The sequence below is a fragment of the Azospirillum sp. genome (genome assembly GCF_050789165.1).
On the sequence record NZ_JBOZRT010000082.1, the window covers coordinates 64,757 to 88,462 of the forward strand.

The window sequence follows — 23,706 nt, forward strand, 5'->3', positions numbered from 1 at the left end:
TCAGGTTCCGCGGAACCTGGGCTCGCGCTTCTCCTTGAACGCCGCCTGACCCTCGCGGTAGTCGTCGCTGCCCAGGCACGCCCGCACCAGCGCGTCCACCGCGCCGACCTCGCGCTCCGCTGCCGGCCGGGCAAGCTCGACCAGCGCGCGTTTGACCGCGCGGAGCGTGAGCGGGGCGTTGCCGCCGATGGCCGCCGCCAGCTCCTCCACCGCTGCGTCGGCTTGACCGGCGTCGAGCACCTGGCCGACGATGCCCAGGCGCCGGGCCTCCTCCGCATCGACCGTGCGGGCGGTGAACAGCAGGTCGGCCGCCGCCGAGACCCCGATGCGCCCCGCCACCAGCTCGACGTTGGAAAACGCATAGCCCAGGCCCAGCCGCGCGGCCGGGATGCGGAAGCGGGCGTCCGATGCGGCGATCCGCAGATCGCAACTGAGCGCGATGCCGACGCCGCCGCCGAAGCAGGCGCCGCGGACGTAGGCGACGGTCGGCTTTCCGGCGGCGAACAGCGCCGCCTGCGCGGCCTGGACCGCGGCGTCGTAGCTCCGCCCCTCGGCCTCGCCGCTGCGCTTGTCGGAGAACTGCGTGATGTCGGCGCCGGCGCAGAACGCGGCCTCGCCGGCCCCGCGCAGCAGGATGACGCGCACCTCCGGGTCCGCCTCGGCGCGGCGCACCAGATCCGGCAACGCCGCCCACATGTCGAGCGTCATGGCGTTGCGGCGCGCCGGGTTGTCGATGGTCAGCCGGGCGACCGGGCCGGTGGCGTGGTAGTGGAGCGAGGGCGTGCCCATCAGATCACCCTCTGCCGGCGGAGGTCGTCGATCTCCTGCGGCGTGTAGCCGAGGTCGCCGAGGATGCCGTCGGTGTGCGCGCCGGCCTCCGGGGTTGGGGACACGACACCGGCCGGCGTGCGCGACAGAACCACCGGCTGGCCGACCAGCCGGATGGCGCCGCGGCGCGGGTGCTGCACCGGCACCGCCATGCCCAGATGCTCGACCTGCGGGTCGGCGAAGACCTCGTCCATCCGGTAGACCGGGCCGGCCGGGACGCCCTGCGCGGTGAACACGTCGAGCCAGTCGCGCGACGGGCGCTCCGCCAGGATGGCGCCGAGCTCCGCGTTGAGCCGGGGGCGGTTGGCCAGACGGTCGGGCTCCGTCCGGTACTCGGGGCGCTCGGCCAGGGCGGGCTGCCCGACGGCGCGGCACAGGCGGCGCCACAGGTCCTCGCCGGAGGCGCCGATGTTGATGAAGCCGTCGGCCGTCCGGTACAGGCCCATCGGGGTCGAGGTGGGGTGGTCGTTGCCAGCCTGCTCCGCCACCACGCCGTCCATCAGGTAGCGGGCGGCCTGGAAGTCGAGCAGGGCGATCTGGCTCTGCAAAAGCGAGGTCTGCACCCACTGCCCCTCGCCGGAGCGCGCGCGTTCGGCCAGCGCGATCAGGATGCCGATGACGGCGTAGAGGCCGGACGAGATGTCGGCGATGGCGACCCCGGCGCGCACCGGTCCCTGGCCGGGCAGCCCGGTGAGCCACATCAGCCCGCCCATGCCCTGGGCGATCTGGTCGAAGCCGCCGCGGTCGCGATACGGACCGCTCTGGCCGAAGCCGGAGATGGAGGCGAGGATGATGCGCGGGTTGATCGCCCGCAGCGTCTCGTAGTCCATGCCCAGGCGGTGCTTGACGTCGGGGCGGTAGTTCTCGACCACCACGTCGGCGGTGCTGACGAGGCGGCGCAGGACCGCCTTGCCCTCGGGCGTCTTGAGGTTGAGCGACAGCGAGCGCTTGTTGCGGTGCAGGTTCTGCATGTCGTAGCCGTCGCGCGGCCCGTTCATGCCGTCGTTGGGGTCGGCGCCGGCCGGCGCCTCGACCTTGATGACGTCGGCGCCGAAGTCGGCGAGGACGCGGCAGCAGGTCGGGCCGGCGCGCACCCGCGTCAGGTCCAGCACGCGGAGGTTCGCCAGGGCGTCCGACGCGATCGGCCGGCCGCCGTCCGGCCCGGTGCCGGCTCGTTCCTGGGGTGTGCTCGACGCAGCCATGCGCGATCGCCCTCGTTTCCGTCCCTGTCCGCGCACCCGGCCGCCGTTTGCGGCCCGGTGCGTTCTTGAAGGAACGGTAGCATTGGTTTGTGTGCTAAACGAATTAGATTTACCAGGAGACAGCCTTCGCAGAATTCGAAGGCTGGACCGCCGTTGCGCCGCTGCCGGGCATCCGGCACACTGTCCCCCTGCGGAATCGGACAAGGGCCGCCTGCATGGGGCGGCTAAGGGGAGCGGTGGATGCTGCGGCACGATCTCCAGACGCTTCTGCTGTTCCTGCGGGTGTGCGAGACGAAGAGCATCACGCGCGCCGCCAGCCAGTCGAACCTCGCGCTGTCGGCGGCGAGCCGGCGCATGAAGCTCCTGGAGGACGGGGCCGGCACCGCGCTGCTGCACCGGCTGCCCTACGGTGTCGAGCCGACGGCGGCCGGGCTGGCGGTGCTGCGCTATGCGCGCGAGGTGCTGGCGATGAACCAGCAGCTCGACGCCGAACTGGCGGAATACCGGGCGGGCGTGCGCGGCCGGGTGCGCGTGTTCGCCAGCAGCTCGGCGCTGGTGCAGCGGCTGGCCGGCGACCTGTCCGCCTTCGCCCGCGCCTTTCCCTCGATCAAGCTGGAGCTGCACGAGCGCCCGAGCGTCGAGATCGTCGAGGCGCTGTACCAGAAGGAGACCGACATCGGCGTCATCGTGCGGGGCGGCGAGCTGTGGCAGCTCCGGACCCGCCTGTACGCCGAGGACCGTCTGGCCATCGTCGTGCCCTCCGACCATCCGCTGGCGGGCAGCGGCCCGGTCGGCTTCGCGGCGGTGCTGAAGGAGGAGGTCGTGACGCTCGACCAGGCCACCGCCGTGCACCGGCTGGTGAGCGAGCAGGCGCGCCGCATCGGTCAGACCCTGCGGGTGCGCGTGCAGGTCCGCAGCTTCGAGGCGATGTGCCAGATGGTGCGGCACGGGCTGGGGCTGGGCATCCTGCCAGAGCTTGCGGCGCAGCCCCTGGTCGCCGCCTTCGGGCTGACGCTCCTGCTGCTCGACGAACCGTGGGCGCGGCGGGAACTCGCCATCTGCACCCGTGCCGAGGACGAGCTGGACGCTTCGGCGCAGCGTCTGATCGACTTCCTGGTGACGTGCGCCGACGCCGTGGACGGCTGAGGCGCGGGTGGCCTCTGTCCATGCTCGATTAGGCGGATCAAGCCCCTCCCGGCGGGCGGCCCCATACGCTATGATGCATTGAACATAACGCATGGGGAGGACCACGGGACATGCATCCTTCGTTTCGACGCGCCGTGTTGGCCGGGGCCGCCATCGCCGCCTCCGTGGCCGGCGGCGATGCCCTGGCCGCCGACGCGGTCAGGCTGTATGCCGCCGGCAGCCTGAAGGCCGCGCTCACCGAGCTGGCCCGGGACTTCCAGTCCGCCAAGGGCGTTCCGGTCGAGGCCACCTACGGGCCGTCCGGCCTGCTGAAGGAGCGGCTGGAGAAGGGCGAGGCGGGCGACGTCTTCGCCTCCGCCAACATGGAGCATCCCGCGGCGCTCGCCGGCGTCGGCAGGTCGGGCCCGGTGCGGCCGTTCGCCCGCAACCAACTCTGCGCGCTCACCCAGCCCGACGCCGGGGTGACTCCGGCGACGCTGCTGGAGCGGATGCTCGACCCGCAGGTCCGCGTCGGTACCTCGACGCCGAAGGCCGATCCCGCCGGCGACTACGCCTGGGAGCTGTTCCGCAAGGCCGACGCCGTGCGGCCGGGCAGCCTGAAGGCGCTGGACGGCAAGGCGCTCAGGCTCACCGGCGGGCCGGAGTCGGCCAAGCCGCCGGAGGGCCGCAACCCGTACGCCTGGGTCATGGAACAGCGGCAGGCCGACCTGTTCCTCACCTATTGCACCAACGCCCGCCTGGCTAAGGCGGAGGTCCCCGCGCTGACGATCGTGGCGGTGCCGGCCGATCTGGCGGTCGGGGCCGAGTACGGGCTTACCGTCCTCAAGGCGGCGGACACGGCGCGGGGCGAGGCGTTCGCCGCCTACATCCTGTCCCCGGCGGGACAGGCGGTGCTGGAGCGCCACGGCTTCGCGCGGCCGTGACGCGGCGCCGGTGCGGCGCACATCCCTGAGCGCGGCGGCAGGATTGGGGAGGGCAGGTGAACGGCATTGGGACCATCGTGCGCGGCGGGCTTGCGCTGCTGATCGCGCTGACTACGGCAACCAGCTGCGCGTGCTACGGACGGTGCGCGCGCTGGCGGCCGGCGGGATAGCCGTGCTGCTGTCGACGCACGACCCCAACCACGCGCTGCTGCTGGCCGACCGGGTGGCGCTGGTGCACGGCGGGCGCGTCGTCGGGCCGGGGCCGACCGCCGGGATGGTCACGCCGGACGCCCTGTGGGCGCTCTACGGCGTGCCGGTCGATGTCCTGTCCGCGCCGGGCGCCGCGCCGGTGATCCGGCCCAGGCTGCCGGATTGACGGCTCCCGCCGTGGTCGCCGCTACGGCTCCTCCAACGCCATGCGCGAGGCCTCGAGCGCCCGCTGGGTCGCCTCCAGCCGCTCCTCCGACCGACGCCGCGTGAGTTGCCCCTTGGACAATCTCCGCTGACTCTTCACGATGCGCTCGACACCGTTGGTGCGGCACACCGTCGCCCGCTCGGCGCAGGTCGTGGGCTCATTGGGAACGGCAACGGGGCCGCGCCGCGTTCGAAGCCCCAGGTTCGCGCGCGTGGCGTTCTCGCGGAGCACGACGACGCGGCGGACGACTTCGGTCAGCGGCAGCCTGTTGCACAGCTCGCGGCACCACACCCAGCCGCGTTCGGTGCGGAGGCAGAACGCGCATCCCACCGTTTCCGTCCAGATCCGGCGCGCGGTTCCGGCTCGCATCGCAGCCCCTCCAGGCCGTTGCAACACGAAATCATCGAGTCAGGACGCGGGATTGTCATCCTGGCCGTGCAGTGTAGGTCTCCGGTCAGAGGCTATCCGGGCACGCTCCTGGCATCCGGTCGCCTTTGGCGAGCGCAGGAGGAAGGGTCGGATCGACGATGCACGCCTTCGAAGCCATTCTGGCCCTGCTCCTGGGCGCGACGGTCCTCTCCTCGTTCGCCCGGCGGGGTGGGCGTTCCGTACCCCGCGCTGCTCGCGGTGGGGGGCCGGGGTGCTGTACGACCTCGTCGCCCGGGGCGCGCCCCGGCTCCTGGTCTCGACCGCCGCGCGGAACGGCGCGGCGCAGCGCCTTTTCGCCTCCGCGGGGTTCCGGCGCACGATGATCGAGATGACCCGGGACCCGGGCGGGCCGTAGCCGCGCGCGCAAAAAAAGAGGCGCGGCCGAGGCCGCGCCTGACGAGACGTTCAACAGGGAGGACCGCCGCCCGCGGCCAGGGCCGGGGGAGCGGCGGTCACGGCGGCATGATGCCGGGGACCCGCGACGAGCGACAGCAAGGTGTTCTTGCCGCCGTTGAGCGATCCTTGATCGAGCGCGGCCTCGCGGCGCAGCCAATGGGCGAAGGCGCGCACGCGCGGGCTGTGCGCCAGCGCCGCCGGGCAGACGAAGACGTGCTGGCGCCCCGTCGGCATCCCCGGCGCGAAGGGCGCCACGAGGCGCCCCGCCGCCAGCGCCCGGGCGGCGATGGCGCGGCGCGTCAGGGCGATCCCCTGGCCGGCCAGCGCCGCGTCCACCGCGAGCGCGCTGCGGTTGAAGCGGCTGCCGCGCCGGGCGTCGATCCCGCCCAGGCCGAGCGCGGCGCACCACGCGCCCCAGTCGGGGCAGGCCTCCTCCTCCGGCGGCTCGCCGTCGTGCAGCAGCGGGAAGGCCGCGACGTCCGCCGGTCCCGGCGGGCGGCCCAGCCCGGCCAGCAGCGCGGGGGCGCAGACCGCCACCAGATGCTCGCCCAGCAGCGGCGCGGCGTGGAAGCCGGCCGGCGTCGCGCGGCCGTAGAGGATGGCGGCGTCGGTGCCCGGCGGCAGGGCGTCGTCGTCGCTGACCACCACCTCCACCTCGACGCCGGGTTGCGCGGCCTGGAAGCCGGCCAGCCGCGGCACCAGCCACTTGGCGGCGAAGGAGCCGCCGACGGCGACCCGCAGGTGCGCGCCCCGGTCGAGGCGGTGCAGCAGGTCCATCGCGGCGCACAGCTGGTCGAACCCCTGGGACAGGTGCGGCAGGCACGCCCGCGCCGCGTCGGTCAGCGCCACCGAGTGCTTGCTGCGGGTGAACAGCCGGGTGCCGAGCACGCTCTCCAGCAGCTTGATCTGGTGGCTGACGGCGGCGGAGGTGACCGACAGCTCCTCGGCGGCCTTGGCGAAGCTGAGGAGCCGCGCGGCGGCCTCGAAGGTGCGCAACGCGTTGAGCGGTGGCAGGCGACGCGACATCCCGGTTTCCCTCCCCGGCAGGGTGTTGGCGGCATTATAACCATCAAAATCAGTTTTGATAGTTACAACTAAGGTGAACGCCGCTCGCCCACGCCAAGAATTTCTCAGCGGGGGCGCGATTCCGGTCGCTGCTAGCATCCCGCCAACAGAACCGGACAAGGGAGGATGAACGATGATCCGCAGCGTAGCCCCGGTCAGCGTAGTGGCGCTTCTGGCCGGGATCGGCACGGCGCAGGCCGACATCGTGGTGGGACTCGGCACGGCGACCAGCGGTTCCGTCGCGGCGCTCGGCCAGCAGACGGTGCACGGCGCCCAGCAGGCGGTGAAGGACATCAACGCGCAGGGCGGCGTGCTGGGCCAGAAGCTGGTGCTGAAGGTCGGCGACGACGCCTGCGACCCGCGCCAGGCGGTGGCCGTCGCCAACCGCTTCGCCACCGACAAGGTCGTGGCGGTGGCCGGCCACCTGTGCTCCGGCTCCTCCATTCCCGCATCGGAGGTCTACAACGAGGAAGGGGTCGTCATGGTCACCCCGACCGCCACCAACCCGACCCTGACCGAGCGCGGCTTCGGCGGCGTGTTCCGCGTCTGCGGCCGCGACGACCAGCAGGGCGTGGTCTCCGCCGGCTACATCGCCGGGGCGTACCGCGGGAAGAACGTCGCCGTCGTCGACGACAAGCAGTCCTACGGCAAGGGGCTGGCCGACGTGGTGGCGAAGAACCTGGAGCAGGCCGGCGTCAAGGTCGCCTTCCGCGGCGCGGTCACCGCGGGCGAGAAGGACTTCACCGCGCTGGTCAGCAACCTGAAGGAACGCAACATCGACGTGGTCTACTACGGCGGCTACCACCCGGAGCTGGGGCTGATCGTCCGGCAGGCGCGGGAGCTGGGGCTTCAGGCCCGCTTCGTCGCCGGGGACGGGCTGAACAACCCGGAGTTCTGGGCGATCACCGGTCCGGCGGGGGAGGGCACGCTGTTCACCGACAGCGCCGACGCGGCGAGCAGCCCCGCCGGCCGCAACATGATCGCCACCTTCCAGCAGGCCGGCCTGTCCGAGCCCGGCAACTTCGCCTTCTACAGCTACGCCGCGGTGCAGATCATCGCGCAGGGTCTGCATCAGGCGGGCAAGGCGGACGGCAAGGCGCTGGCGGCGGCGCTGCACGCCGGCAGCTTCGACACCGTGGTCGGCCCGATCCGCTTCGACAGGAAGGGCGACAATGTCAGCCCGAACTACGTGCTGTACGAGTGGAAGGACGGCCGGTACGCCCAGGTCGCCGGCCGGTAGGCCGCCGCCCGCGCGCCTTGAAGCGGCCAGGGATATCGCGCATCCTGCCCGCCGCATGAGCGCGCCCCTTCCCGACCCGCACCCGCCGTCCCGCGCCGGCAGCCTGTCGCTGCTGGGCGGGCGGCTGTGCCTGGACTTCACCAACACCTCCAGCGGCCGCGGCACGCCCGACCGGCTGGAGCACCTGCACGCGTACGGCCATCTGCTGGCCTGGGGCGTGCACGCCGGCGCCATCGACGGGGAGCTGGCCGACCGGCTGGAGCGCGCCGCCTCAGGGCGTCCGCCGGAGGAGGGGGCGGAGGAGGGGGCGGCGGTGGTGGCGCAGGCCGTCGCCTTCCGCGAGGCGCTGTACCGCGCGCTGCTGGCGCTGGCCGCCGGCGGCGAGCCGGACGCGGCGGACCTGGATACGGTCAGCCGTGCCTTCCAGCGCGCCGCCGCGCACGGCGTGCTGCGGCCGCGGGAGGGCGGCTGCGTGGTGGCGTGGGACGTGGCCGACGATCCGCCGCTCGACGCGGTGCTGTGGCCGGTCGCGTGGTCGGCGGCGGAGCTGCTCCAGCGGCCGGCCGAGCTGGCCCGGATCAAGCGCTGCGAGGCCTGCAACTGCGGCTGGCTGTTCCTCGACGCCAGCAAGAACCGCACGCGGCGCTGGTGCAGCATGGGCGACTGCGGCAACCGCGCCAAGGCGCGCCGCCACCAGCTGCGCCGCAAGCTGACGGGTGCCGGCGGGGCGGCGTTCTAGGGTACCCGGGCCCCCTCCCCATCCCTCCCCCGCTTCGCGGTGGAGGGGCTGCCGCCGATGCGGCGTAGTTCCCTCCACCGCGATAGCGGGGGAGGGGGCAAACACGGGCCGACCCTCCCCAAACAAAGCTCACGCAGGCCAAGGAGCGCTCAATGGCGGCTCCCGCGGTCTTGCGGAATGCTGGTCCCAGCGCGCCACCAAGAACGCACGAAGGAGGGACCATGAACCGCTTCAAGACGACTCTGCTGCTCGCCACCGCCGGGTTGGCGCTGGGCGCCCCCGCCGCCCGCGCCGACATCCTGATCGCCATGGCCGGCCCGCTCAGCGGCCAGTACGCCGCCTTCGGCGAGCAGATCCGCCGGGGCGTCGACATGGCGGTGCAGGACCTCAACGCCGCCGGCGGGCTGCTCGGCCAGAAGGTGGCGGTCACCTACGGCGACGACGCCTGCGATCCCAAGCAGGCCGTCGCGGTTGCCAACAAGCTGGCGAAGGAGGGGGCGAAGGCGGTCATCGGCCACTACTGCTCCGGTTCCTCGATTCCGGCCAGCCAGGTCTACAGCGAGGAAGGGGTGCTGCAGATCACGCCCTCCTCGACCAACCCGAAGCTGACCGAGCAGGGCTTCAAGAACGTCTTCCGCATGTGCGGCCGCGACGACCAGCAGGGCGCCGTCGCCGGCAAGTACCTGGCCGACCACTTCAAGGGCAAGAGCGTCGCCGTGCTGCACGACAAGTCGGCCTACGGCAAGGGCCTCGCCGACGAGACGAAGAAGGCGATGAACGCCGCGGGCGTCACCGAGAAGCTGTACGAGGCCTACACCGCGGGCGAGAAGGACTACGCCGCGCTGGTCTCCAAGCTGAAGCAGAACGCCGTGGACGTCGTCTACATCGGCGGCTACCACACCGAGGCAGGGCTGATCCGCCGCCAGATGACCGACCAGAACCTGTCGGCGCCGATCATCTCCGGCGACGCCATGGTGACGGACGAGTATTGGGCGATCACCGGCCCGGCGGGGGAGGGCACCATGATGACCTTCGCTCCCGACCCGCGCGAGCGCCCCGAGGCCAAGGCGGTGGCCGAGCGGTTCCGCAAGGCCGGCTACGAGCCGGAGGGCTACACGCTGCTGTCCTACGCCGCCGTGCAGGTGTTCGCCGACGCCGCGCGCAAGGCGGGCTCCGCCGACCTCGCCAAGGTGGCGCCGCTGCTGCGCAAGGAGGGCTTCGACACGGTGGTCGGCGCGATCACCTTCGACGACAAGGGCGACCCGCGCATCCCCACCTACGTCTTCTACCGCTGGCACGACGGCAAGTACGCGATGGTCAAGTGACCGTGCGGGCGGCCCTGGCCCTGGCCCTGGCCTGGGCGGTGGCGCTGGCGGCGGTCCCAGCCGCCGCGGCGCCGCCGGACCGCGCGGCGCTCTACACCGGCCGCGCGGTGATCACCGGCCGGGACAACGAGCCCGAACGCCGCCGCGGCTTCGCCGAGGCGCTGGACGAGGTGGCCGGGCGGGTGGCCGGCGCGCCGGCGCCGGACGCGTTGCGCGCGGACGCCGCGGCGTTCGTGGCCGGGTTCGACCTGCTGGACCGCAAGCAGGGCATCCAGGTCAGCGACGAGCAGGGCACGCGCGACCGCGCCTACGTCCTCACCGTCCGCTTCGATCCCGCCCGGCTGGGCGCCGCGCTGCGCGCCGCCGGGCTGGCGCCGTGGGAGGGCGAGCGGTCGGCGATCCTCGCGCGCCTCACCGTCGACGACACGGTGCGCCGCTACCGGCTGACGCAGGACTCGCCGCACGGCTACGGCCCGCGCGAGGCGCTGCGGTCGCTGGCGCGCCGCCTCATGGTGCCGCTGCGCCTGCCGGACACACCCGGCGACGACCGTCCCCGTCCGGATGAGGCGGTGCTGGAGGGCACGCTGGCCATGGACGGGGCGGGGCTGTGGACGCTCGACTGGCGGCTGGACGGTGCCGGTGCCGCGCGGGGCGGGCGGATCGAGCGCGTGTCGTTCGACGTGGCGTTGCGCGCCGCGGTGGACGCCAGCCTCGCCGCCTTCCGGCGGTGACGGCGGACGTGCTACGCGGCGATCAGCTGCGGGCCGCGGCGCAGGAAGCCGAGGTGCCGTTCCCCGAGGGTCGCCGCCCATTCCGTCGCGGCGCCTTCGGCGTCGCAGCGGGACGGGAACCAGCGCAGGTCCGGCGTCCACTCCGTATCGCCGTGCGACGCGTGCCAGCACCACCACCCGTCGACCGTCTCGGTCACGCAGAGAACCACGCCAAGCTCGGCGTCGAGGGCGTGCGTTCCGCTGGTGTATGCGCTGCCGTGCCAATCCATTGGTCATTCCCCATTCGTTTGGCTTCTCACTTTTGTATCATGATAGTCCGTATGGCGGAATATGTTGTGACAAATGATCCGGCGATCCGGCCCGAAGCTGTGGCCGCGGGGATACGCTTTTGCCGCCCGCGTGCTATCATCGTTTCAGGTCCGATGATGGGGAGGGCGCGCCATGATGTGGGTCCTGCTTGCGATCTTCGTTGTTGCACTCGTCGTGGTGTTCGCGTTGGGCGCCCAGCGCCAGACCGAGCGCAGACCGCGCCGGGGGCTCCGGTAGGCCGGAGCCGGGTCAAAAAAAAGGCCGCCCAGGGGGCGGCCTCAGGGTCTAGCAGGGAACTTGCACTCAGCACCACTGGCTTTGCCGCAAATCCCCGGGCGGCGCAATCGGCGGACGATCGCGTTTTCACGCAGTGGAAATAAGGGGGGCGGAGGCGTCGGCCGCATCACTCCGGCATGACGTTTCTGGCGGCGGACAGCGTGCGCCTGGCGCTTTCGATGAAGGTCAGGGAGCTGTCGAAGAAGGCGAGGCAGGTCTTCCTGTGCTCGTCGTCGCCGTGCACGTCGATCTCCTCGATCGCCGAGAGGAGCGTGTCGGCCGACGCCGCCAGCGCGGCAGCCGTCGGGACGTTCATGCCCTCGCCGCGGATCCGCAGCAGCCCCTCGCGCACGGCCCGCAGATCGTCCAGCAGGGTCTCCCGTCTCTGCTCCAGCGACTGGAGCTGTTGCGCGCGCTCCACCGCCCTTCGCCTGGCCTCGATCCTGGGGTGCATTCCGCCGGTCCACGCTTCGCCCGTCATCGCCGGAGACTATCGGCGCGTCGCGGCGGCGTTGTCCAGTCGTCAGCGCGTCAGCCGCAGGCGAACGCCGCCAGCCCCTCGGAGTAACCCTGGTCCACCCTTGAGCTCCCGGTGGCGGAAGCCATAGCCCTTCGTGCGCCGATGCTCGCCGGGCGAAGTATTCCATGGTCCGGTTGTATTACGCTCACAGAACGCTGGCTCATAAGCATCGCGTCATACAGAATGCGAGCAATAAAAAATCCACGACATTCGAAAAACGTACGCCTGGGATTCCTACCGGCGACGTTGCCTCTTAGCATACCGCTGTATTCACGGCGGTGAATGCTGTCGTGCGCCGGCAAGGGAACTGTCATCGACGCAATCAGGGGGAGGGGGGAATGCAGAACGGGTCCGCCAGGAAAGCCGAACACGCCGCCGCGATGCCGGCCGCGACGCCCGCGGGGCCGGAGCCGCTCGCGGTGCTGCGGGAACGCTTCCTGCGCGACGGCTATCTGGTGGTCCGCGGCGCCGTTCCGCAGGACCTCTGCCGCAAGGCGGTCGCCGCCTTCGAGGGGGAGGTGAAGCCGTCCCGCTCCTATTTCCTGCGCCATGAGTTCGGCACCTACGACCGGCACGTCTTCACCGAGCACGGGTACATGAAGTACCCGATCATGAACGTCCAGGATCTGTCCCGGACGCGGTTCGGATCCTTCGTCCGGCATGGCCTCGACGTCCTGACCAGCCGGCGCATCCGCGAGGTGATGGCGGCCCTGCTGGGCGAGGAGGGGCGCATGGTCCACACCATGTTCTTCGACGGCAACCAGCAGACCTGGGCGCACCGCGACAGCCACTACATCGACTCCGAACGGGTCGGCAGCATGATCGGCGTCTGGGTGGCCGCGGAAGACATCGATCCCGGCGCCGGGCGCTTCTTCGTGTACGCCGGCAGCCACCGGGTGGCGACGCCGCCCGAGCTGGGCCTCGACCGCATCGACCCGAACTCGCGGGCGTACAAGGACGCCATGGCGGACTGGGCCAAACGGTCCGGCTGCGAGCTGGTGGCGCCCGAGCTGAAGCGGGGCGACATGATCCTGTGGTCGTCGCTGACCGTGCACGGCAGCCTGCCGACGACCGAGCCGCGCTGCTCGCGCAAGTCCTTCACGGCCCACTACATCCCGCAGTCGCACGGCTATCTCTGGGGCCGCCACGTCCGGGGCGCGCAGCGCGAGATCGCCGTCAACGGCGTGCGGATCGCCCGGCACGCCGACCAGGGCAGCTGGGCGACCCAGACGAAGGCGGCCGTGCGGGAGCTGCTGCACGCCCGCGCCCCGTGGCTGCTGGCCGGCGCGCTCGCGCTGCGGCGCGGCGCCAGGCGCCTCGCCTCCGGCACGGCGCGGCGCCCGCGCTGACGGGCCCGCTCGCCCGCCACCGCCTTCACGAAACCGCGACGCGCGACCGGCCGGGCGCCACGGCGCCCGCGTGCCCGGTCGATGGAGGATGCGCGATGAGTTCGACGGTCGCCGATTTGGAAACGTTCGTGCCGGCCCACGGCAGCGACGCCGCCGTCTCCTGCCACGCCAACGACGCCCCGCCGTGCCTGGAAGACGACCTCGTGCGCCTGTACGGGCACGTGCACTCCTCGCTCCCCTTCTTCGAGACGTCGCGACCGATGGCGGGTGCCCGCGTCTACGTCGCGCGCGACGGCGGGCGGCCGTCCGCCATCTTCGTGTTCGCGATCCGCCGGGGCGAGCTGACCGTCTTCAACGAGATGGCGCGGGTGAGCCGGACGGAGATCGAGCGCTTCGCCGCCCACGCGTTCCGGGAGTTTCCGGAGGTGGCGCTGGTCCGCTTCCCGGCGGTCGAGACGGATCGGGGGGCTCTCCGCTTCCCCACCCAGCGCTACGACGCCAAGGAGGACTGGGTCGCCGACCTGCCGCCGACCCCGGAGGCCTACACGGCGAGCCTCAGCAAGAAGACGCGCGACACCATCAAGTCCCACCTGCGCAAGCTGCAGCGGGAGCACCCGTCCTTCACGGTGGAGGTCCAGCGGGCCGAGCAGATCTGCCCCACCCTGGTCCGCGACATCATCGCCCTCAGCCGGGCCAACATCTTCGCCAAGAAGAAGATGTTCGGCATCGACGAGGCCGAGGCCGACCGGATCGTCCGGCTGTCCCGGCGGATCGGCGTGGTCGTGGCGCTGCGCATCGACGGCCGCCTGTGCGGCGGGTCCGTCAACTACGCCGTCGGCGACCGCTGGCTGGGCGAGGTCATCGCCCACGACGCGGCGTTCAACCGGTACAGCCTGGGCAGCGTCGTCTGCCATCTGACGCTGTGCGAGAGCATCGCCCGCGGCGCCCGGAAGTTCCACATGGGCGGCGGGCGCAACCCCTACAAGGCGAAGGCGGGCGGCATCCGCCACGACATGGAGTGCTTGGTGCTGTACCGCTCGTACCCACACCTCGCGCTCAACGCCCACAAGGCGGCCCGCGTCGGCGTCGAGCGCGTGATGCGGCGGGCGAAGGTCTGGATGCTGGAGCACGACCGCAGCGTGCTGACGCGCGCCGTCTTCAACACGCTCCACATCCTCCGCTCGCTGGTGCCCGGCCGCCGCGCGGATGGCGACGACACGCGGCCGGCGGAGGCGCCGTCGACGCGGTGAGGGGGCGCTTCGGCGTGGTGTTCGGCGCGGCGCGGGCGTAAGGTCGTCGCGTCGGGCTCCCCTCCCTCCCGCGCAGTGGGGGAGGTCGGGAGGGGGGCCAGCGGAAGCACTGAGAGGGCCCATGCTCCCCATCGCCGAGCGCTGGTTCGAACGGCGGCGGATCGACGACGACGTGACGCTGCTGTGGGAGCCGCACGTCATCCCGTTGCTGCGCTGCAACATCTGGCACGTCCGCGGGCGGGACCTCGACCTGCTGATCGACACCGGCCTGGGCATCGTCAGCCTGCGCCGCGCCGCCGCCGACCTGTTCGGCAAGCCGGTGCTGGCGGTGGCCACGCACACCCACACCGACCACGTCGGCGGCCACCACGAGTGGTCCGACTGCCTCTGCCACGCCGCCGAGGCCGAGGCCCTGCGCGCGCCCAAGGGCCGGCGCAGCCTGCGCTCCGCCGATTCCCCGCCGGACGAGCTGCGCCAGCTGCGCGAGGCCGGGTACGAGATCGGCGACCTGATGATCACCGCGCTGCCCTACGCCGGCTACGACCTCGACGGCTTCCGCCGGCTCCCCGCCACCCCGACGCGCGTCGTTGAGGAGGGCGCGGTGATCGACACCGGCGACCGCCGCTTCGAGGTGCTGCACCTGCCCGGCCATTCGCCCGGCAGCATCGGCCTGTGGGAGGCCGCGACCGGCACGCTGTTCTCCGGCGACGCGCTGTACGACGGCCCGCTGCTCGACACCCTGCCGGGCTCCGACCGCACCGCCTACCGCCGCACCATGGAGCGCCTGCGGGGCCTGCCGGTGCGGACGGTCCACGCCGGCCACGACCCGAGCTTCGGGCCGGAGCGGATGCGGGAGTTGATCGACGGCTATCTGCGGTCGATCTCATAAGCGTTCGGTTCCGCTCGTCCGGGGGAGGCATCGCCATGGTTCATCGCGCGCCGGTGGAGGCGCTCGCCACCCACGCCGTCGCCAACCAGCCGCCGGACTTCGCGCCGCGCGACCTGTGGGGCACCGACGCGGCCCTGCGCGACGCGGTGCGGCGGGAGGGCGCCGCCTGGGCCGGGGACCGGCTGGCCGCCCTGGGCGCCGAGGCGGGCAGCGAGCGGGTGATGGAACTGGGCGAACTGGCCAACCGCCACCCGCCGGCGCTGAAGGCCTTCGACCGTTACGGGCGCCGGCTGGACGAGGTCGAGTTCCATCCCGCCTACCACGCGCTGATGGAGCTGGCGTTCCGCCACCGCATCCACGCCCTGCCCTGGGACCGCCCGCAGGCCGGCGCGCACGTGGCGCACGCGGCCATGGTCCACATGCTGACCCAGGCCGAGGCCGGCGTGCTGTGCCCCGTCGCCATGACCTACGCTTCGGTTCCGGCGTTGCGGCGCCAGCCCGATCTGGCCGGGGAGTGGCTGCCGCGGATCCTCTCGGACCGCTACGACCCGCGCTTCATCCCGGCGGGCGAGAAGACCGGGGTGACCGTCGGCATGGCGATGACGGAGAAGCAGGGCGGCTCCGACGTCCGCGCCAACACCACGCGGGCCGAGCCGTGCGGGACGGGGGGCGAGCACACGCTGACCGGCCACAAGTGGTTCTGCTCGGCGCCGATGTCGGACGCCTTCCTGACGCTGGCCCAGGCCGGGCGCGGGCTGACCTGCTTCCTGGTGCCGCGCTGGCGCCCGGACGGCACGCGCAACCCGTTCCGCATCCAGCGCCTCAAGGACAAGCTGGGCAACCGCTCCAACGCCTCGGCGGAGATCGAGTACGACGGCACCTGGGCCGTCCGGGTCGGGGAGGAGGGGGGCGGCGTCGCCACCATCATCGACATGGTGCACCACACCCGCCTCGACTGCGGGGCCGCCGCCGCGGGCCTGATGCGCGCGGCGCTGTCGCGCGCGCTGCACCACGTCGAGCACCGCTCGGCGTTCGGGCGCCCGCTGATCGGGCAGCCGCTGATGCGCCACGTCCTCGCCGACCTCGCGCTGGAGACCGAGGCGGCGACCGCGCTGGTGCTGCGGGTGGCGCGCGCGTTCGACGAGGGGGAAACCGGCGCGGAGGCGCGGGCGTTCGCCCGGCTCGCGGTGGCGGTCGCCAAGTACTGGGTCACCAAGCGGTGCCCGGCCGTGGTGTACGAGGCGCTGGAGTGCCACGGCGGCAACGGCTACGTCGAGGACGGCGGCATGCCGCGGCTCTACCGCGAGGCCCCGCTGAACGCGATCTGGGAGGGGTCGGGCAACGTGATCTGCCTGGACGTCCTGCGCACCCTGCGCAAGGAGCCCGCGGCGCTGGCCGGCCTGGAGGCGGAGCTGCGCGGCGCGGCCGGGCTGGACGGCCGGCTGGACGCGTGGGTGCGCGAGACGCGGCGGATGCTCGCCGATCCCGCCGGACTGGAGGTGCAGGCCCGCCGTCTGGTCGAGCGGCTGGCGCTGGCCCTGCAGGCCGGATTGCTGCTGCGCCATGGTCCGCCGGCGGTGGCCGAGGCCTTCTGCGCGTCGCGCCTGGGCGGGGAGTGGGGGCACGCCTTCGGCACGCTGCCGGCGGCCGTGGACGGCGACGGCATCCTCGCCCGCGCGGCCGGGGCGGCGTGACGTCGCCGGTGCCCTCCGGTCAGGCCGGGGCGGCGCCGTTGACGCAGGTCAGGAAGGCGTAGACCGAAGTCGTGGCGCAGATGAACAGGCGGTTCCGCTTGGGCCCGCCGAACACCAGGTTGGCGACCGTCTCCGGCACCCGGACCTTGCCGATCAGCGTGCCGTCGGGTTCGTAGCAGTGCACGCCGTCGCCGGCACTGGTCCATATACGGCCGTCCGTATCGACGCGGAACCCGTCGAACAGGCCGGCCGTGCAGGTCGCGAACACGTCGCCGCCGGACAGGGTGCCGTTCTGCGCGACGGCGAAGCGGCGGATGTGCCGCGGGCCGTCCGCGACGTGCGTCGCCCCGGTGTCGGCGATGTAGAGCAGACGCTCGTCGGGCGAGAAGGCGAGGCCGTTCGGCCGGACGAAATCGTCCGCGGCGATGGTGACGGCGCCCGTGCGCGGGTCGATGCGGTAGACGTGGCAGGCGCCGATCTCGCTCTCCGCCCTGTGGCCCTCGTAGTCGCTGTCGATGCCGTAGGCCGGGTCGGTGAAGTAGACCGCGCCGTCCGAGCGCACGACCACGTCGTTCGGGCTGTTCAGCCGCTTGCCCTCGACGCGGTCGGCCAGCACGGTGATGCTCCCGTCGTGCTCGGTGCGGGAGACGCGGCGGTTGCCGTGCTCGCAGGTCACCAGGCGGCCCTGGCGGTCGATGGTGTTGCCGTTCGAGTAGCCGGCGGGGGCGCGGAACACGCCCACCGCGCCCGTCGTCTCGTCATAGCGCAGCATGCGGTCGTTGGGGATGTCGCTCCACACCAGATAGCGCCCGGCCGGGACGTAGGCCGGCCCCTCGGCCCAGCGGCAGCCGGTGTACAGCGTGTCGAGCCGCGCGCTCGCCTTGACCAGGGGACGGAAACGCTCGTCGAAGACCTCGGTCACCGGGTCCATGGCACCCTCGCGCGCTGTCGTTGGGGCAGCTTACAGCGGGCTTTCCCAGGGCGTAACCATACGTTTGTCCAAGCAGTCTGTCATCGCCATGCTGCTGGTCTACGCCCGGTCCTGCCCGCCGCAGACCTCGCGGACGCAGCCCCGCAGCCAGCGGTGCGCCGGGTCGGCGTCGAGCCTGGGGTGCCACAGCATCGACACGGTGATCGGCGGGACGGCGACCGGCAGGGGGAAGCTGTGCAGGCCGGCGCGCAGGGCCTGCGTGTGCCGCTCCGGCACGGCGGCGATCAGGTCTGTGGCGCGCACCAGCGCCAGCGCGGTGGCGAAGCCGCCGACGGTGGTGGCGACCTCCCGCTCCAGGCCGAGCGCCTCCAGCGCGTCGTCGACCGGCCCGCGGTCGAGGCGCCGGCGCGAGACGAGGACATGCCGGCCGGCGGCGTAGCGCGCGGCGGTGACCTCGCCGCGGCAGAGCGGGTGCCCCGGACGCACGACGCCGACGAAGCGGTCGCGGAACAGCGCCTGCACGCGCACCTCCGGCCCCGTCGTATCGCCGACGACGCCGGTTTCCAGGTCCACGCTGCCGTCGCGCAGCGGCGCGCTGTCCTTGTCCGGCTTCGGAACGAAGCGCAGCCGCACGCCCGGCGCCTCCCCGGCGACGCGGGCGAGCAGGCCCGCCCCGAAATTCTCCACGAAGCCGTCGCCGCTGCGCAGCGTGAAGGTGCGCGCCAGCCGCGCGAGGTGGAGCGTCTCGGCCGGCCGCAGCACCGCTTCCGCGTCCTGCACCAGCCGGCTCACCCGCTCGCGTAGGTCGAGTGCCCGCGGCGTGGGCACGAGGCCGCGCCCGGCCCGCACCAGCAACGGGTCGCCGGTCGCCTCGCGCAGCCGTGCCAGCGCCCGGCTCATCGCCGACGGGCTCAGCCGCAGGCGCCGGGCGGCGCGCGCCACGCTGCCTTCCGCCAGCAGGACGTCGAGGGTGACGAGCAGGTTGAGGTCGGGCCGCGCCATGCGGCAATCCTAACACCGTCTGGCATGGCGTTTCATGCACGAATACAATGCAACCGCTGCGCCTTTCGCCATGTCCGGCCTGCGACTAGGTCTCTCGGAAACCAACGAGGGATCGGATGTCATGCAGAAGCTCATGGAACGCAGGGCGTGGAGCGCAGGGACCGGAGGGGCGCTTGCCGGGCTGTCGGTCTGCATGCTGCTGTCGTCGCTCGGCACCAGCGTCGCCAACGTCGCCCTGCCGACCCTGGCGGAGGCGTTCGGCGCCTCCTTCCAGCAGGTGCAGTGGATCGTGGTGGCCTATCTCCTCGCCATCACCACGCTGATCGTCGGCGTCGGGCGGCTTGGCGACATCGTCGGGCGGCGGAGGCTGCTGCTGGCGGGGCTCGCCCTGTTCACGGCGGCGTCGGCCCTGTGCGGCGCCGCGCCCACGCTGTGGATGCTGGTCGCCGCGCGGGCGGCGCAGGGGCTCGGCGCCGCCGTCATGATGGCGCTGGCCCTGGCGTTCGTCGGCCAGACGGTTCCGAAGGAGCGCACCGGCCGCGCCATGGGGCTGATGGGCACCCTGTCCGCCGTCGGCACCGCGCTCGGCCCGTCGCTGGGCGGCGCGCTGATCGCGGGGGTGGGCTGGCGGGCGATCTTCCTGGTCAACCTGCCGCTCGGCGTGCTCGCGCTGTTTCTGGTGTGGCGCCGGCTGCCGGCCGACCGCGCGGTGCCGGTTGCGGAGCGGCCGGGATTCGACGGCCTGGGCACGCTGCTGCTGGCCCTGACGCTCGGCGCCTACGCGCTCGCCATGACGGTGGGGCGGGGAAGCGTCGGCCCGCTGAACGCCGGGCTGCTGCTGGCGGCCGCCGTCGGCGCCGCCCTCTTCGTGCGGGCCGAGGCGCGGGCGGCGTCGCCGCTGCTCCGGCCGGGGATGTTCCGCGATCCGCGGCTGGGCGCGGGGCTCGCCGCCAGCCTGCTGGTGGCGACGGTGATGATGGCGACGCTGGTGGTCGGGCCGTTCTATCTGGCGCGCACCCTGGCGCTCGACACCGCGCTGGTCGGGCTGGTCATGTCCGTCGGGCCGGCGGTCGCCGCGCTGGCCGGCGTGCCGGCCGGCCGCGCCGTGGACCGCTTCGGGGCGGGGCGCGTGACCATCGTCGGGCTGGTGGGGACGGGGGCGGGCTGCGGGCTGCTGGCGGCGGTGCCGGCGACGCTCGGCGTTCCGGGCTATTGCGCCGCCATCGCGGTCACCACGGCCGGCTACGCGCTGTTCCAGACGGCCAACAACACCGCCGTCATGGCGGACGTCGCGCCGGACCGGCGCGGCGTGGTGTCGGGGATGCTCACCCTGTCGCGCAACCTGGGGCTCGTCACCGGCGCGTCGGTGATGGGCGCGGTGTTCGCCCTCGCCTCCGGAACCACCGACCCGGCCGCGGCGCCCGCCGACGCCATCGACGGCGGGATGCGGATCACCTTCGCGCTGGCGGCGGTCCTGGTCGGTCTGGCGCTGATGATCGCGACGGGAAGCCGCGCCCGCTCCGCGGAGCCGGCGTGAACACGGGCCGGCGGCGCGGGGATGCGTCGCCGGCCATCACACTCAGCGGGTGGCGGGCAGGGCCGCGCCGATGTGGCGGTCGCCGCGCAGCGCGGCGAACAGGCGCTTCGCCATCGAGCGGAGATAGGCGACGCGCATTTCCTCGGCCTGGCGGCGCAGGCGCCGCAGATCCATGCTCGACGGCAGGGCGTCGGCGATGCGGTGATCCTGGCTCATGGTCGTCTCCGGACTGATCAGTTGAAGGTGTGCAGCTGGCTCGCCGTCTCGGAGATGGCGTTCCAGTCGATGTGGGCCGGCGTCGGCACCGGCTCGCTCGTCACGGCGGCGCCGGCCGCGGCCGCGGCAACCAGGGCGACGAGGGCGACGGTCGTGGTGACCGCGATGCGCGACAGCGAATGCTTGAGGTGCATGGGACTGCTCCAGGGATGCTTTTTGGATTCTTGGCCGGACCGACGGTGGTGTCTCTAACCCCCCGCCATGTCCTGGTGAGAAATCATGGCCCCGCTTTGCTGCGGTGCGAAGCGCGCTCTGAACATGCCCACCATAAGCATATTGCAGTGCAGCATAGCGCTGCGAAGTCCTAGTCTCCAATCGCTGCGGGAAAATAATAGCGCTGCGACGGCGCGTGGTTCGTTCGGCAGGAACGGACGGATCCTTTGGTCGGTTTGCTGTCTCGGGACCGGCGGCGCGCGCTGGCGTCCGCGCGCGGCCACGACGTACGGGCATGGCTGACTTGAGCTGGTAACCGTAAGCGTGGTACGCGGAACGGCGTATCAAAACGCACGAGGCGCGGTGCGCATGAACAACCGCGAGCCAAAGGACGTAAAGGAGACACTGGAATGACCCGCAGCATTTCCCTGGTCAGCGCGCTGGCGCTTCTGGCCGGCATGGGCACCGCGCACGCCGACATCGCCATCGGGCTCGGCACCGCGACCAGCGGTTCCGTCGCGGCGCTCGGCCAGCAGACGGTGTTCGGCGCCCAGCAGGCGATCAAGGACATCAACGCCAAGGGCGGGGTGCTCGGCCAGCAGCTCGTGCTGAAGGTCGGCGACGACGCCTGCGACCCGCGCCAGGCCGTGGCGGTCGCCAACCGCTTCGCCACCGAGAAGGTGGTGGCGGTGAACGGCCACCTGTGCTCGGGCTCCGCGATCCCGGCGTCGGAGGTCTACAACGAGGAGGGCATCGTCATGATGACCCCCACCGCCACCAACCCGACGCTGACCGACCGCGGCTACAACGGGGTGTTCCGCGCCTGCGGCCGCGACGACCAGCAGGGCGTGGTGTCGGGCCATTACATCGCCGCCAAGTTCAAGGGCAAGGCCGTCGCCATCGTCGATGACAAGCAGTCCTACGGCAAGGGCCTGGCCGACGTCGTCGCCAAGACGCTGGAGCAGGCCGGCGTTCCGGTCGCCTACCGCGGCTCGGTCACGGCGGGCGAGAAGGACTTCTCCTCGCTGATCACCAACCTGAAGCAGCGCAACGTCGAGGCCGTGTACTACGGCGGCTACCACCCGGAGCTGGGCCTGATGGTCCGTCAGGCGCGCGAGCACGGGCTGCAGGCGCAGTTCATCGCCGGCGACGGCCTGAACAACCCGGAATTCTGGGCGATCACCGGGCCGGCCGGGCAGGGCACGCTGTACACCGACAGCCCGTCGGCCGCCAGCAACCCGGCGGCGCGCCAGCTGGTCGACACCTTCAAGGCCGCCGGCCTGCCGGATCCGGGCAACTTCGCCTTCTACAGCTACGCGGTGATCCAGACCATCGCCCAGGGCCTGGAGAAGGCCGGCGCGGCCGATCCCAAGAAGCTGGCCGCCGCGCTGCACGCCGGCACCTTCGACACCGTCGTCGGCCAGATCCAGTTCGACAAGAAGGGCGACGTCGTGAAGCCCGCCTACGTGATGTACGAGTGGCGCGAGGGCAAGAACGTGCAGATGGCCGACCAGTAAGGCCTTTTCCCCCTGCCGGCTCCGGCCGGCAGGGACGGGCGCGGACGGCGCCATAAAAAAAGCCGCGTCCCCCGGCGTGAACCGGAGGACGCGGCGTTTTTGCGTGCGGACCGTTACTCGGCGGGGGCGGCCATCGGGGCGATGGGGGCCTTCGCCTTGCGCTGGCCGAGGACCAGCCAGATGACCAGGAAGGCGGTCAGGTCGAACACCGTCAGGCAGGCGAACAGCGGTTCGTAGCCGATGGTGGTGGCGAGCTGGCCGATCATCAGCGAGAAGATCATGCCGCCCAGGTAGCCGGCCATGCCGCCGAAGCCGGTCGCCGTGGCGACGTCCTTCTTCTCGAACGTGTCGGTGACCAGGGCGTAGAGCAGGCTGGAGAGCATCTGGTGGGCGAAGGCACCCAGCGAGAACAGGAAGATCGCGGTGATCGGGCTGACGGCGAAGCTGATGAGCGCCGGGCCGACCATGCACACCGCGCCGATGCCGACGCCGGCGATGCGGGAGTTGACCAGCGACATCTTGAAGCGCTTGACGAAGAACGGCGACAGGTAGCCGGACAGGATGCAGCCGAGGTCGCCGAACAGGAACGGCAGCCAGGCGAACAGGGCGAACTGCTTGATGTCCATGCCCCGCGTCGTGACCATGTACAGCGGGATCCAGAAGCTGAAGGTCTGCCACGCCGGCTCGGTCAGGAAGCGGGCGGCGGCGATCGCCCAGAACTTCTTCTTGGTCAGCACGTCCTTGAAGGAGGGCTTGGCGGCCGCGGTCTGCTCCTGGCCGTCCAGGATGTAGGCGTGCTCCTCCGGGGTCAGGCGCGGGTGGTTCTCCGGGTTGCGGTACAGCAGCATCCACAGCACCGACAGCATGACGCCCAGGACACCGGTGATGAGGAAGGCGATCTGCCAGCTCCAGGTCACGGAGATCCAGATGACCAGCGGCGGCGTGATCATGGCGCCGATCGAGCTGCCGGTGTTGAACCAGCCGGTGGCGATCGAGCGCTCCTTGGCCGGGAACCACAGGGTCGAGGTCTTGACGCCCGCCGGCATGGCGGCGGCCTCGCTCATGCCCAGCAGGCCGCGGAAGAAGGCCATCGACTGCCAGCCGCCGGCAAAGGCGTGCAGCGCCGCGGCGGAGCCCCACAGCAGGGCGAACATGGCGTAGCCGAACTTCAGGCCGACCCAGTCGGTGATGAAGCCCGCCACCGGCTGCATCAGGCTGTAGCAGAGCTGAAAGGCGCTGACCACGAACGAGTATTGCTCGGTGGTGAAGTTCAGCTGCTCCTTGAGCTGCGGCGCAAGAACGCCCAACGTGTTGCGATCGATGTAGTTGATCACGGTACCAAGCATGATCAGGGCAAGGATCTGCCACCGCAATCCGCGGATCTTTTTCATGGTGCCTCACTTGGCCGCGGTCCGGCGGCCCTGGGAATTCTTGCCAACCCGCCCCTCGGGGCCTTCGGCGTCCTGCGGGTGTTCAAGCGCTCGTCGTAGCGCTGCGATCCTCGCTGGGCACGGTTATACTAGTATATCAGTATGTGGGGCAAGCGCGATTCCGGATGAATTTC

Annotated in this window: 25 protein-coding genes; 14 read left to right on the forward strand and 11 right to left on the reverse strand. The window is 72.0% G+C overall.

The window, feature by feature from the left end; genetic code table 11:
* Together ACRWK7_RS18010 and ACRWK7_RS18015 are read right to left on the reverse strand one after the other, a co-directional pair.
* Positions 1 to 789: an enoyl-CoA hydratase gene (locus ACRWK7_RS18010; protein ID WP_431857657.1), complete on the reverse strand. Its 789-nt coding sequence runs from the start codon at positions 787 to 789 to the stop codon at positions 1 to 3.
* Complete coding sequence (locus tag ACRWK7_RS18015) at positions 789 to 2,030, reverse strand: CaiB/BaiF CoA transferase family protein (protein ID WP_431857659.1); 1,242 nt, start codon at positions 2,028 to 2,030, stop codon at positions 789 to 791. The genes ACRWK7_RS18010 and ACRWK7_RS18015 overlap by 1 nt, the downstream gene beginning before the upstream one ends.
* 240 nt (positions 2,031 to 2,270) lie before the next feature.
* Here ACRWK7_RS18015 and ACRWK7_RS18020 point away from each other — a divergent pair, with 240 nt between their 5' ends.
* From ACRWK7_RS18020 to ACRWK7_RS18030, 3 genes are all read left to right on the forward strand, one after another.
* Entirely contained in the window at positions 2,271 to 3,176 is a 906-nt protein-coding gene (locus ACRWK7_RS18020) for a LysR family transcriptional regulator (RefSeq protein ID WP_431857660.1), read from the forward strand.
* Positions 3,177 to 3,286: 110 nt separating this feature from the next.
* Positions 3,287 to 4,099 carry a molybdate ABC transporter substrate-binding protein gene (locus ACRWK7_RS18025; RefSeq protein WP_431857661.1) on the forward strand — a complete coding sequence of 271 codons (813 nt, stop codon included), beginning with the start codon at positions 3,287 to 3,289 and terminating at the stop codon, positions 4,097 to 4,099.
* Positions 4,100 to 4,229: 130 nt separating this feature from the next.
* Positions 4,230 to 4,475, forward strand: a complete 246-nt coding sequence (locus ACRWK7_RS18030; RefSeq protein ID WP_431857662.1) for a hypothetical protein — start codon at positions 4,230 to 4,232, stop codon at positions 4,473 to 4,475.
* 21 nt (positions 4,476 to 4,496) lie between these two features.
* Here ACRWK7_RS18030 and ACRWK7_RS18035 read toward each other — a convergent pair whose 3' ends face one another.
* Positions 4,497 to 4,883: a hypothetical protein gene (locus ACRWK7_RS18035; protein ID WP_431857663.1), complete on the reverse strand. Its 387-nt coding sequence runs from the start codon at positions 4,881 to 4,883 to the stop codon at positions 4,497 to 4,499.
* A gap of 271 nt (positions 4,884 to 5,154) precedes the next feature.
* Between ACRWK7_RS18035 and ACRWK7_RS18040 the strand changes: the two genes are divergently transcribed.
* Positions 5,155 to 5,298, forward strand: a complete 144-nt coding sequence (locus ACRWK7_RS18040) for a hypothetical protein (protein ID WP_431857664.1) — start codon at positions 5,155 to 5,157, stop codon at positions 5,296 to 5,298.
* Between the two features lie 50 nt (positions 5,299 to 5,348).
* Here the strand turns inward: ACRWK7_RS18040 and gcvA are convergent, their stop codons facing one another.
* Positions 5,349 to 6,365: a transcriptional regulator GcvA gene (gene gcvA, locus ACRWK7_RS18045; RefSeq protein WP_431857665.1), complete on the reverse strand. Its 1,017-nt coding sequence runs from the start codon at positions 6,363 to 6,365 to the stop codon at positions 5,349 to 5,351.
* Between the two features lie 172 nt (positions 6,366 to 6,537).
* On the opposite strand from gcvA, the gene ACRWK7_RS18050 reads away from it, so the two are divergent.
* The 4 genes from ACRWK7_RS18050 (at position 6,538) to ACRWK7_RS18065 (ending at position 10,439) form a co-directional block, all read left to right on the forward strand.
* Positions 6,538 to 7,644 (forward strand): branched-chain amino acid ABC transporter substrate-binding protein, encoded by a 1,107-nt coding sequence (locus tag ACRWK7_RS18050; RefSeq protein WP_431857666.1) that lies wholly within the window; start codon positions 6,538 to 6,540, stop codon positions 7,642 to 7,644.
* 55 nt (positions 7,645 to 7,699) lie between these two features.
* Complete coding sequence (locus ACRWK7_RS18055; protein WP_431857667.1) at positions 7,700 to 8,383, forward strand: CGNR zinc finger domain-containing protein; 684 nt, start codon at positions 7,700 to 7,702, stop codon at positions 8,381 to 8,383.
* A gap of 221 nt (positions 8,384 to 8,604) precedes the next feature.
* Positions 8,605 to 9,708: a branched-chain amino acid ABC transporter substrate-binding protein gene (locus ACRWK7_RS18060; RefSeq protein WP_431857668.1), complete on the forward strand. Its 1,104-nt coding sequence runs from the start codon at positions 8,605 to 8,607 to the stop codon at positions 9,706 to 9,708.
* Positions 9,705 to 10,439: a DUF2066 domain-containing protein gene (locus ACRWK7_RS18065; RefSeq protein WP_431857669.1), complete on the forward strand. Its 735-nt coding sequence runs from the start codon at positions 9,705 to 9,707 to the stop codon at positions 10,437 to 10,439. Before ACRWK7_RS18060 ends, ACRWK7_RS18065 begins: the two co-directional genes overlap by 4 nt.
* An 11-nt stretch (positions 10,440 to 10,450) precedes the next feature.
* Here ACRWK7_RS18065 and ACRWK7_RS18070 read toward each other — a convergent pair whose 3' ends face one another.
* A complete protein-coding gene (locus ACRWK7_RS18070; RefSeq protein WP_431857670.1) occupies positions 10,451 to 10,708 on the reverse strand; it encodes a hypothetical protein in 258 nt (85 codons plus the stop codon).
* Positions 10,709 to 11,151: 443 nt separating this feature from the next.
* A complete protein-coding gene (locus ACRWK7_RS18075; RefSeq protein WP_431857671.1) occupies positions 11,152 to 11,478 on the reverse strand; it encodes a hypothetical protein in 327 nt (108 codons plus the stop codon).
* A gap of 404 nt (positions 11,479 to 11,882) precedes the next feature.
* On the opposite strand from ACRWK7_RS18075, the gene ACRWK7_RS18080 reads away from it, so the two are divergent.
* From ACRWK7_RS18080 to ACRWK7_RS18095, 4 genes are all read left to right on the forward strand, one after another.
* Positions 11,883 to 12,893, forward strand: coding sequence for a phytanoyl-CoA dioxygenase family protein (locus ACRWK7_RS18080; RefSeq protein ID WP_431857672.1), 1,011 nt, complete (start codon positions 11,883 to 11,885; stop codon positions 12,891 to 12,893).
* Positions 12,894 to 12,988: 95 nt separating this feature from the next.
* On the forward strand, positions 12,989 to 14,143 hold the full coding sequence (locus tag ACRWK7_RS18085) for a GNAT family N-acetyltransferase (RefSeq protein WP_431857673.1): 1,155 nt from the start codon (positions 12,989 to 12,991) through the stop codon (positions 14,141 to 14,143).
* Positions 14,144 to 14,264: 121 nt separating this feature from the next.
* Positions 14,265 to 15,032: an MBL fold metallo-hydrolase gene (locus ACRWK7_RS18090; protein WP_431857674.1), complete on the forward strand. Its 768-nt coding sequence runs from the start codon at positions 14,265 to 14,267 to the stop codon at positions 15,030 to 15,032.
* Between the two features lie 35 nt (positions 15,033 to 15,067).
* Positions 15,068 to 16,726 (forward strand): isovaleryl-CoA dehydrogenase, encoded by a 1,659-nt coding sequence (locus tag ACRWK7_RS18095; RefSeq protein ID WP_431857675.1) that lies wholly within the window; start codon positions 15,068 to 15,070, stop codon positions 16,724 to 16,726.
* 19 nt (positions 16,727 to 16,745) lie between these two features.
* Here the strand turns inward: ACRWK7_RS18095 and ACRWK7_RS18100 are convergent, their stop codons facing one another.
* Both ACRWK7_RS18100 and ACRWK7_RS18105 read right to left on the reverse strand, forming a co-directional pair.
* Positions 16,746 to 17,657: an SMP-30/gluconolactonase/LRE family protein gene (locus ACRWK7_RS18100; RefSeq protein ID WP_431857676.1), complete on the reverse strand. Its 912-nt coding sequence runs from the start codon at positions 17,655 to 17,657 to the stop codon at positions 16,746 to 16,748.
* 99 nt (positions 17,658 to 17,756) lie between these two features.
* A complete protein-coding gene (locus ACRWK7_RS18105) occupies positions 17,757 to 18,659 on the reverse strand; it encodes a LysR family transcriptional regulator (protein ID WP_431857677.1) in 903 nt (300 codons plus the stop codon).
* 121 nt (positions 18,660 to 18,780) lie between these two features.
* Between ACRWK7_RS18105 and ACRWK7_RS18110 the strand changes: the two genes are divergently transcribed.
* The gene (locus ACRWK7_RS18110) at positions 18,781 to 20,196 is read left to right on the forward strand and encodes an MFS transporter (protein ID WP_431857678.1); all 1,416 of its coding nucleotides are present in this window, start codon (positions 18,781 to 18,783) and stop codon (positions 20,194 to 20,196) included.
* A 42-nt stretch (positions 20,197 to 20,238) separates the two neighbouring features.
* Here ACRWK7_RS18110 and ACRWK7_RS18115 read toward each other — a convergent pair whose 3' ends face one another.
* Both ACRWK7_RS18115 and ACRWK7_RS18120 read right to left on the reverse strand, forming a co-directional pair.
* Positions 20,239 to 20,412, reverse strand: a complete 174-nt coding sequence (locus ACRWK7_RS18115) for a hypothetical protein (RefSeq protein WP_431857679.1) — start codon at positions 20,410 to 20,412, stop codon at positions 20,239 to 20,241.
* A gap of 17 nt (positions 20,413 to 20,429) precedes the next feature.
* Entirely contained in the window at positions 20,430 to 20,606 is a 177-nt protein-coding gene (locus ACRWK7_RS18120; RefSeq protein ID WP_431857680.1) for a hypothetical protein, read from the reverse strand.
* A 429-nt stretch (positions 20,607 to 21,035) separates the two neighbouring features.
* Between ACRWK7_RS18120 and ACRWK7_RS18125 the strand changes: the two genes are divergently transcribed.
* A complete protein-coding gene (locus tag ACRWK7_RS18125; RefSeq protein WP_431857681.1) occupies positions 21,036 to 22,142 on the forward strand; it encodes an ABC transporter substrate-binding protein in 1,107 nt (368 codons plus the stop codon).
* 113 nt (positions 22,143 to 22,255) lie between these two features.
* On the opposite strand, the gene ACRWK7_RS18130 is transcribed toward ACRWK7_RS18125, so the two are convergent.
* Positions 22,256 to 23,533: an MFS transporter gene (locus ACRWK7_RS18130; protein WP_431857683.1), complete on the reverse strand. Its 1,278-nt coding sequence runs from the start codon at positions 23,531 to 23,533 to the stop codon at positions 22,256 to 22,258.
* Between the last annotated feature and the right edge of the window lie 173 nt (positions 23,534 to 23,706).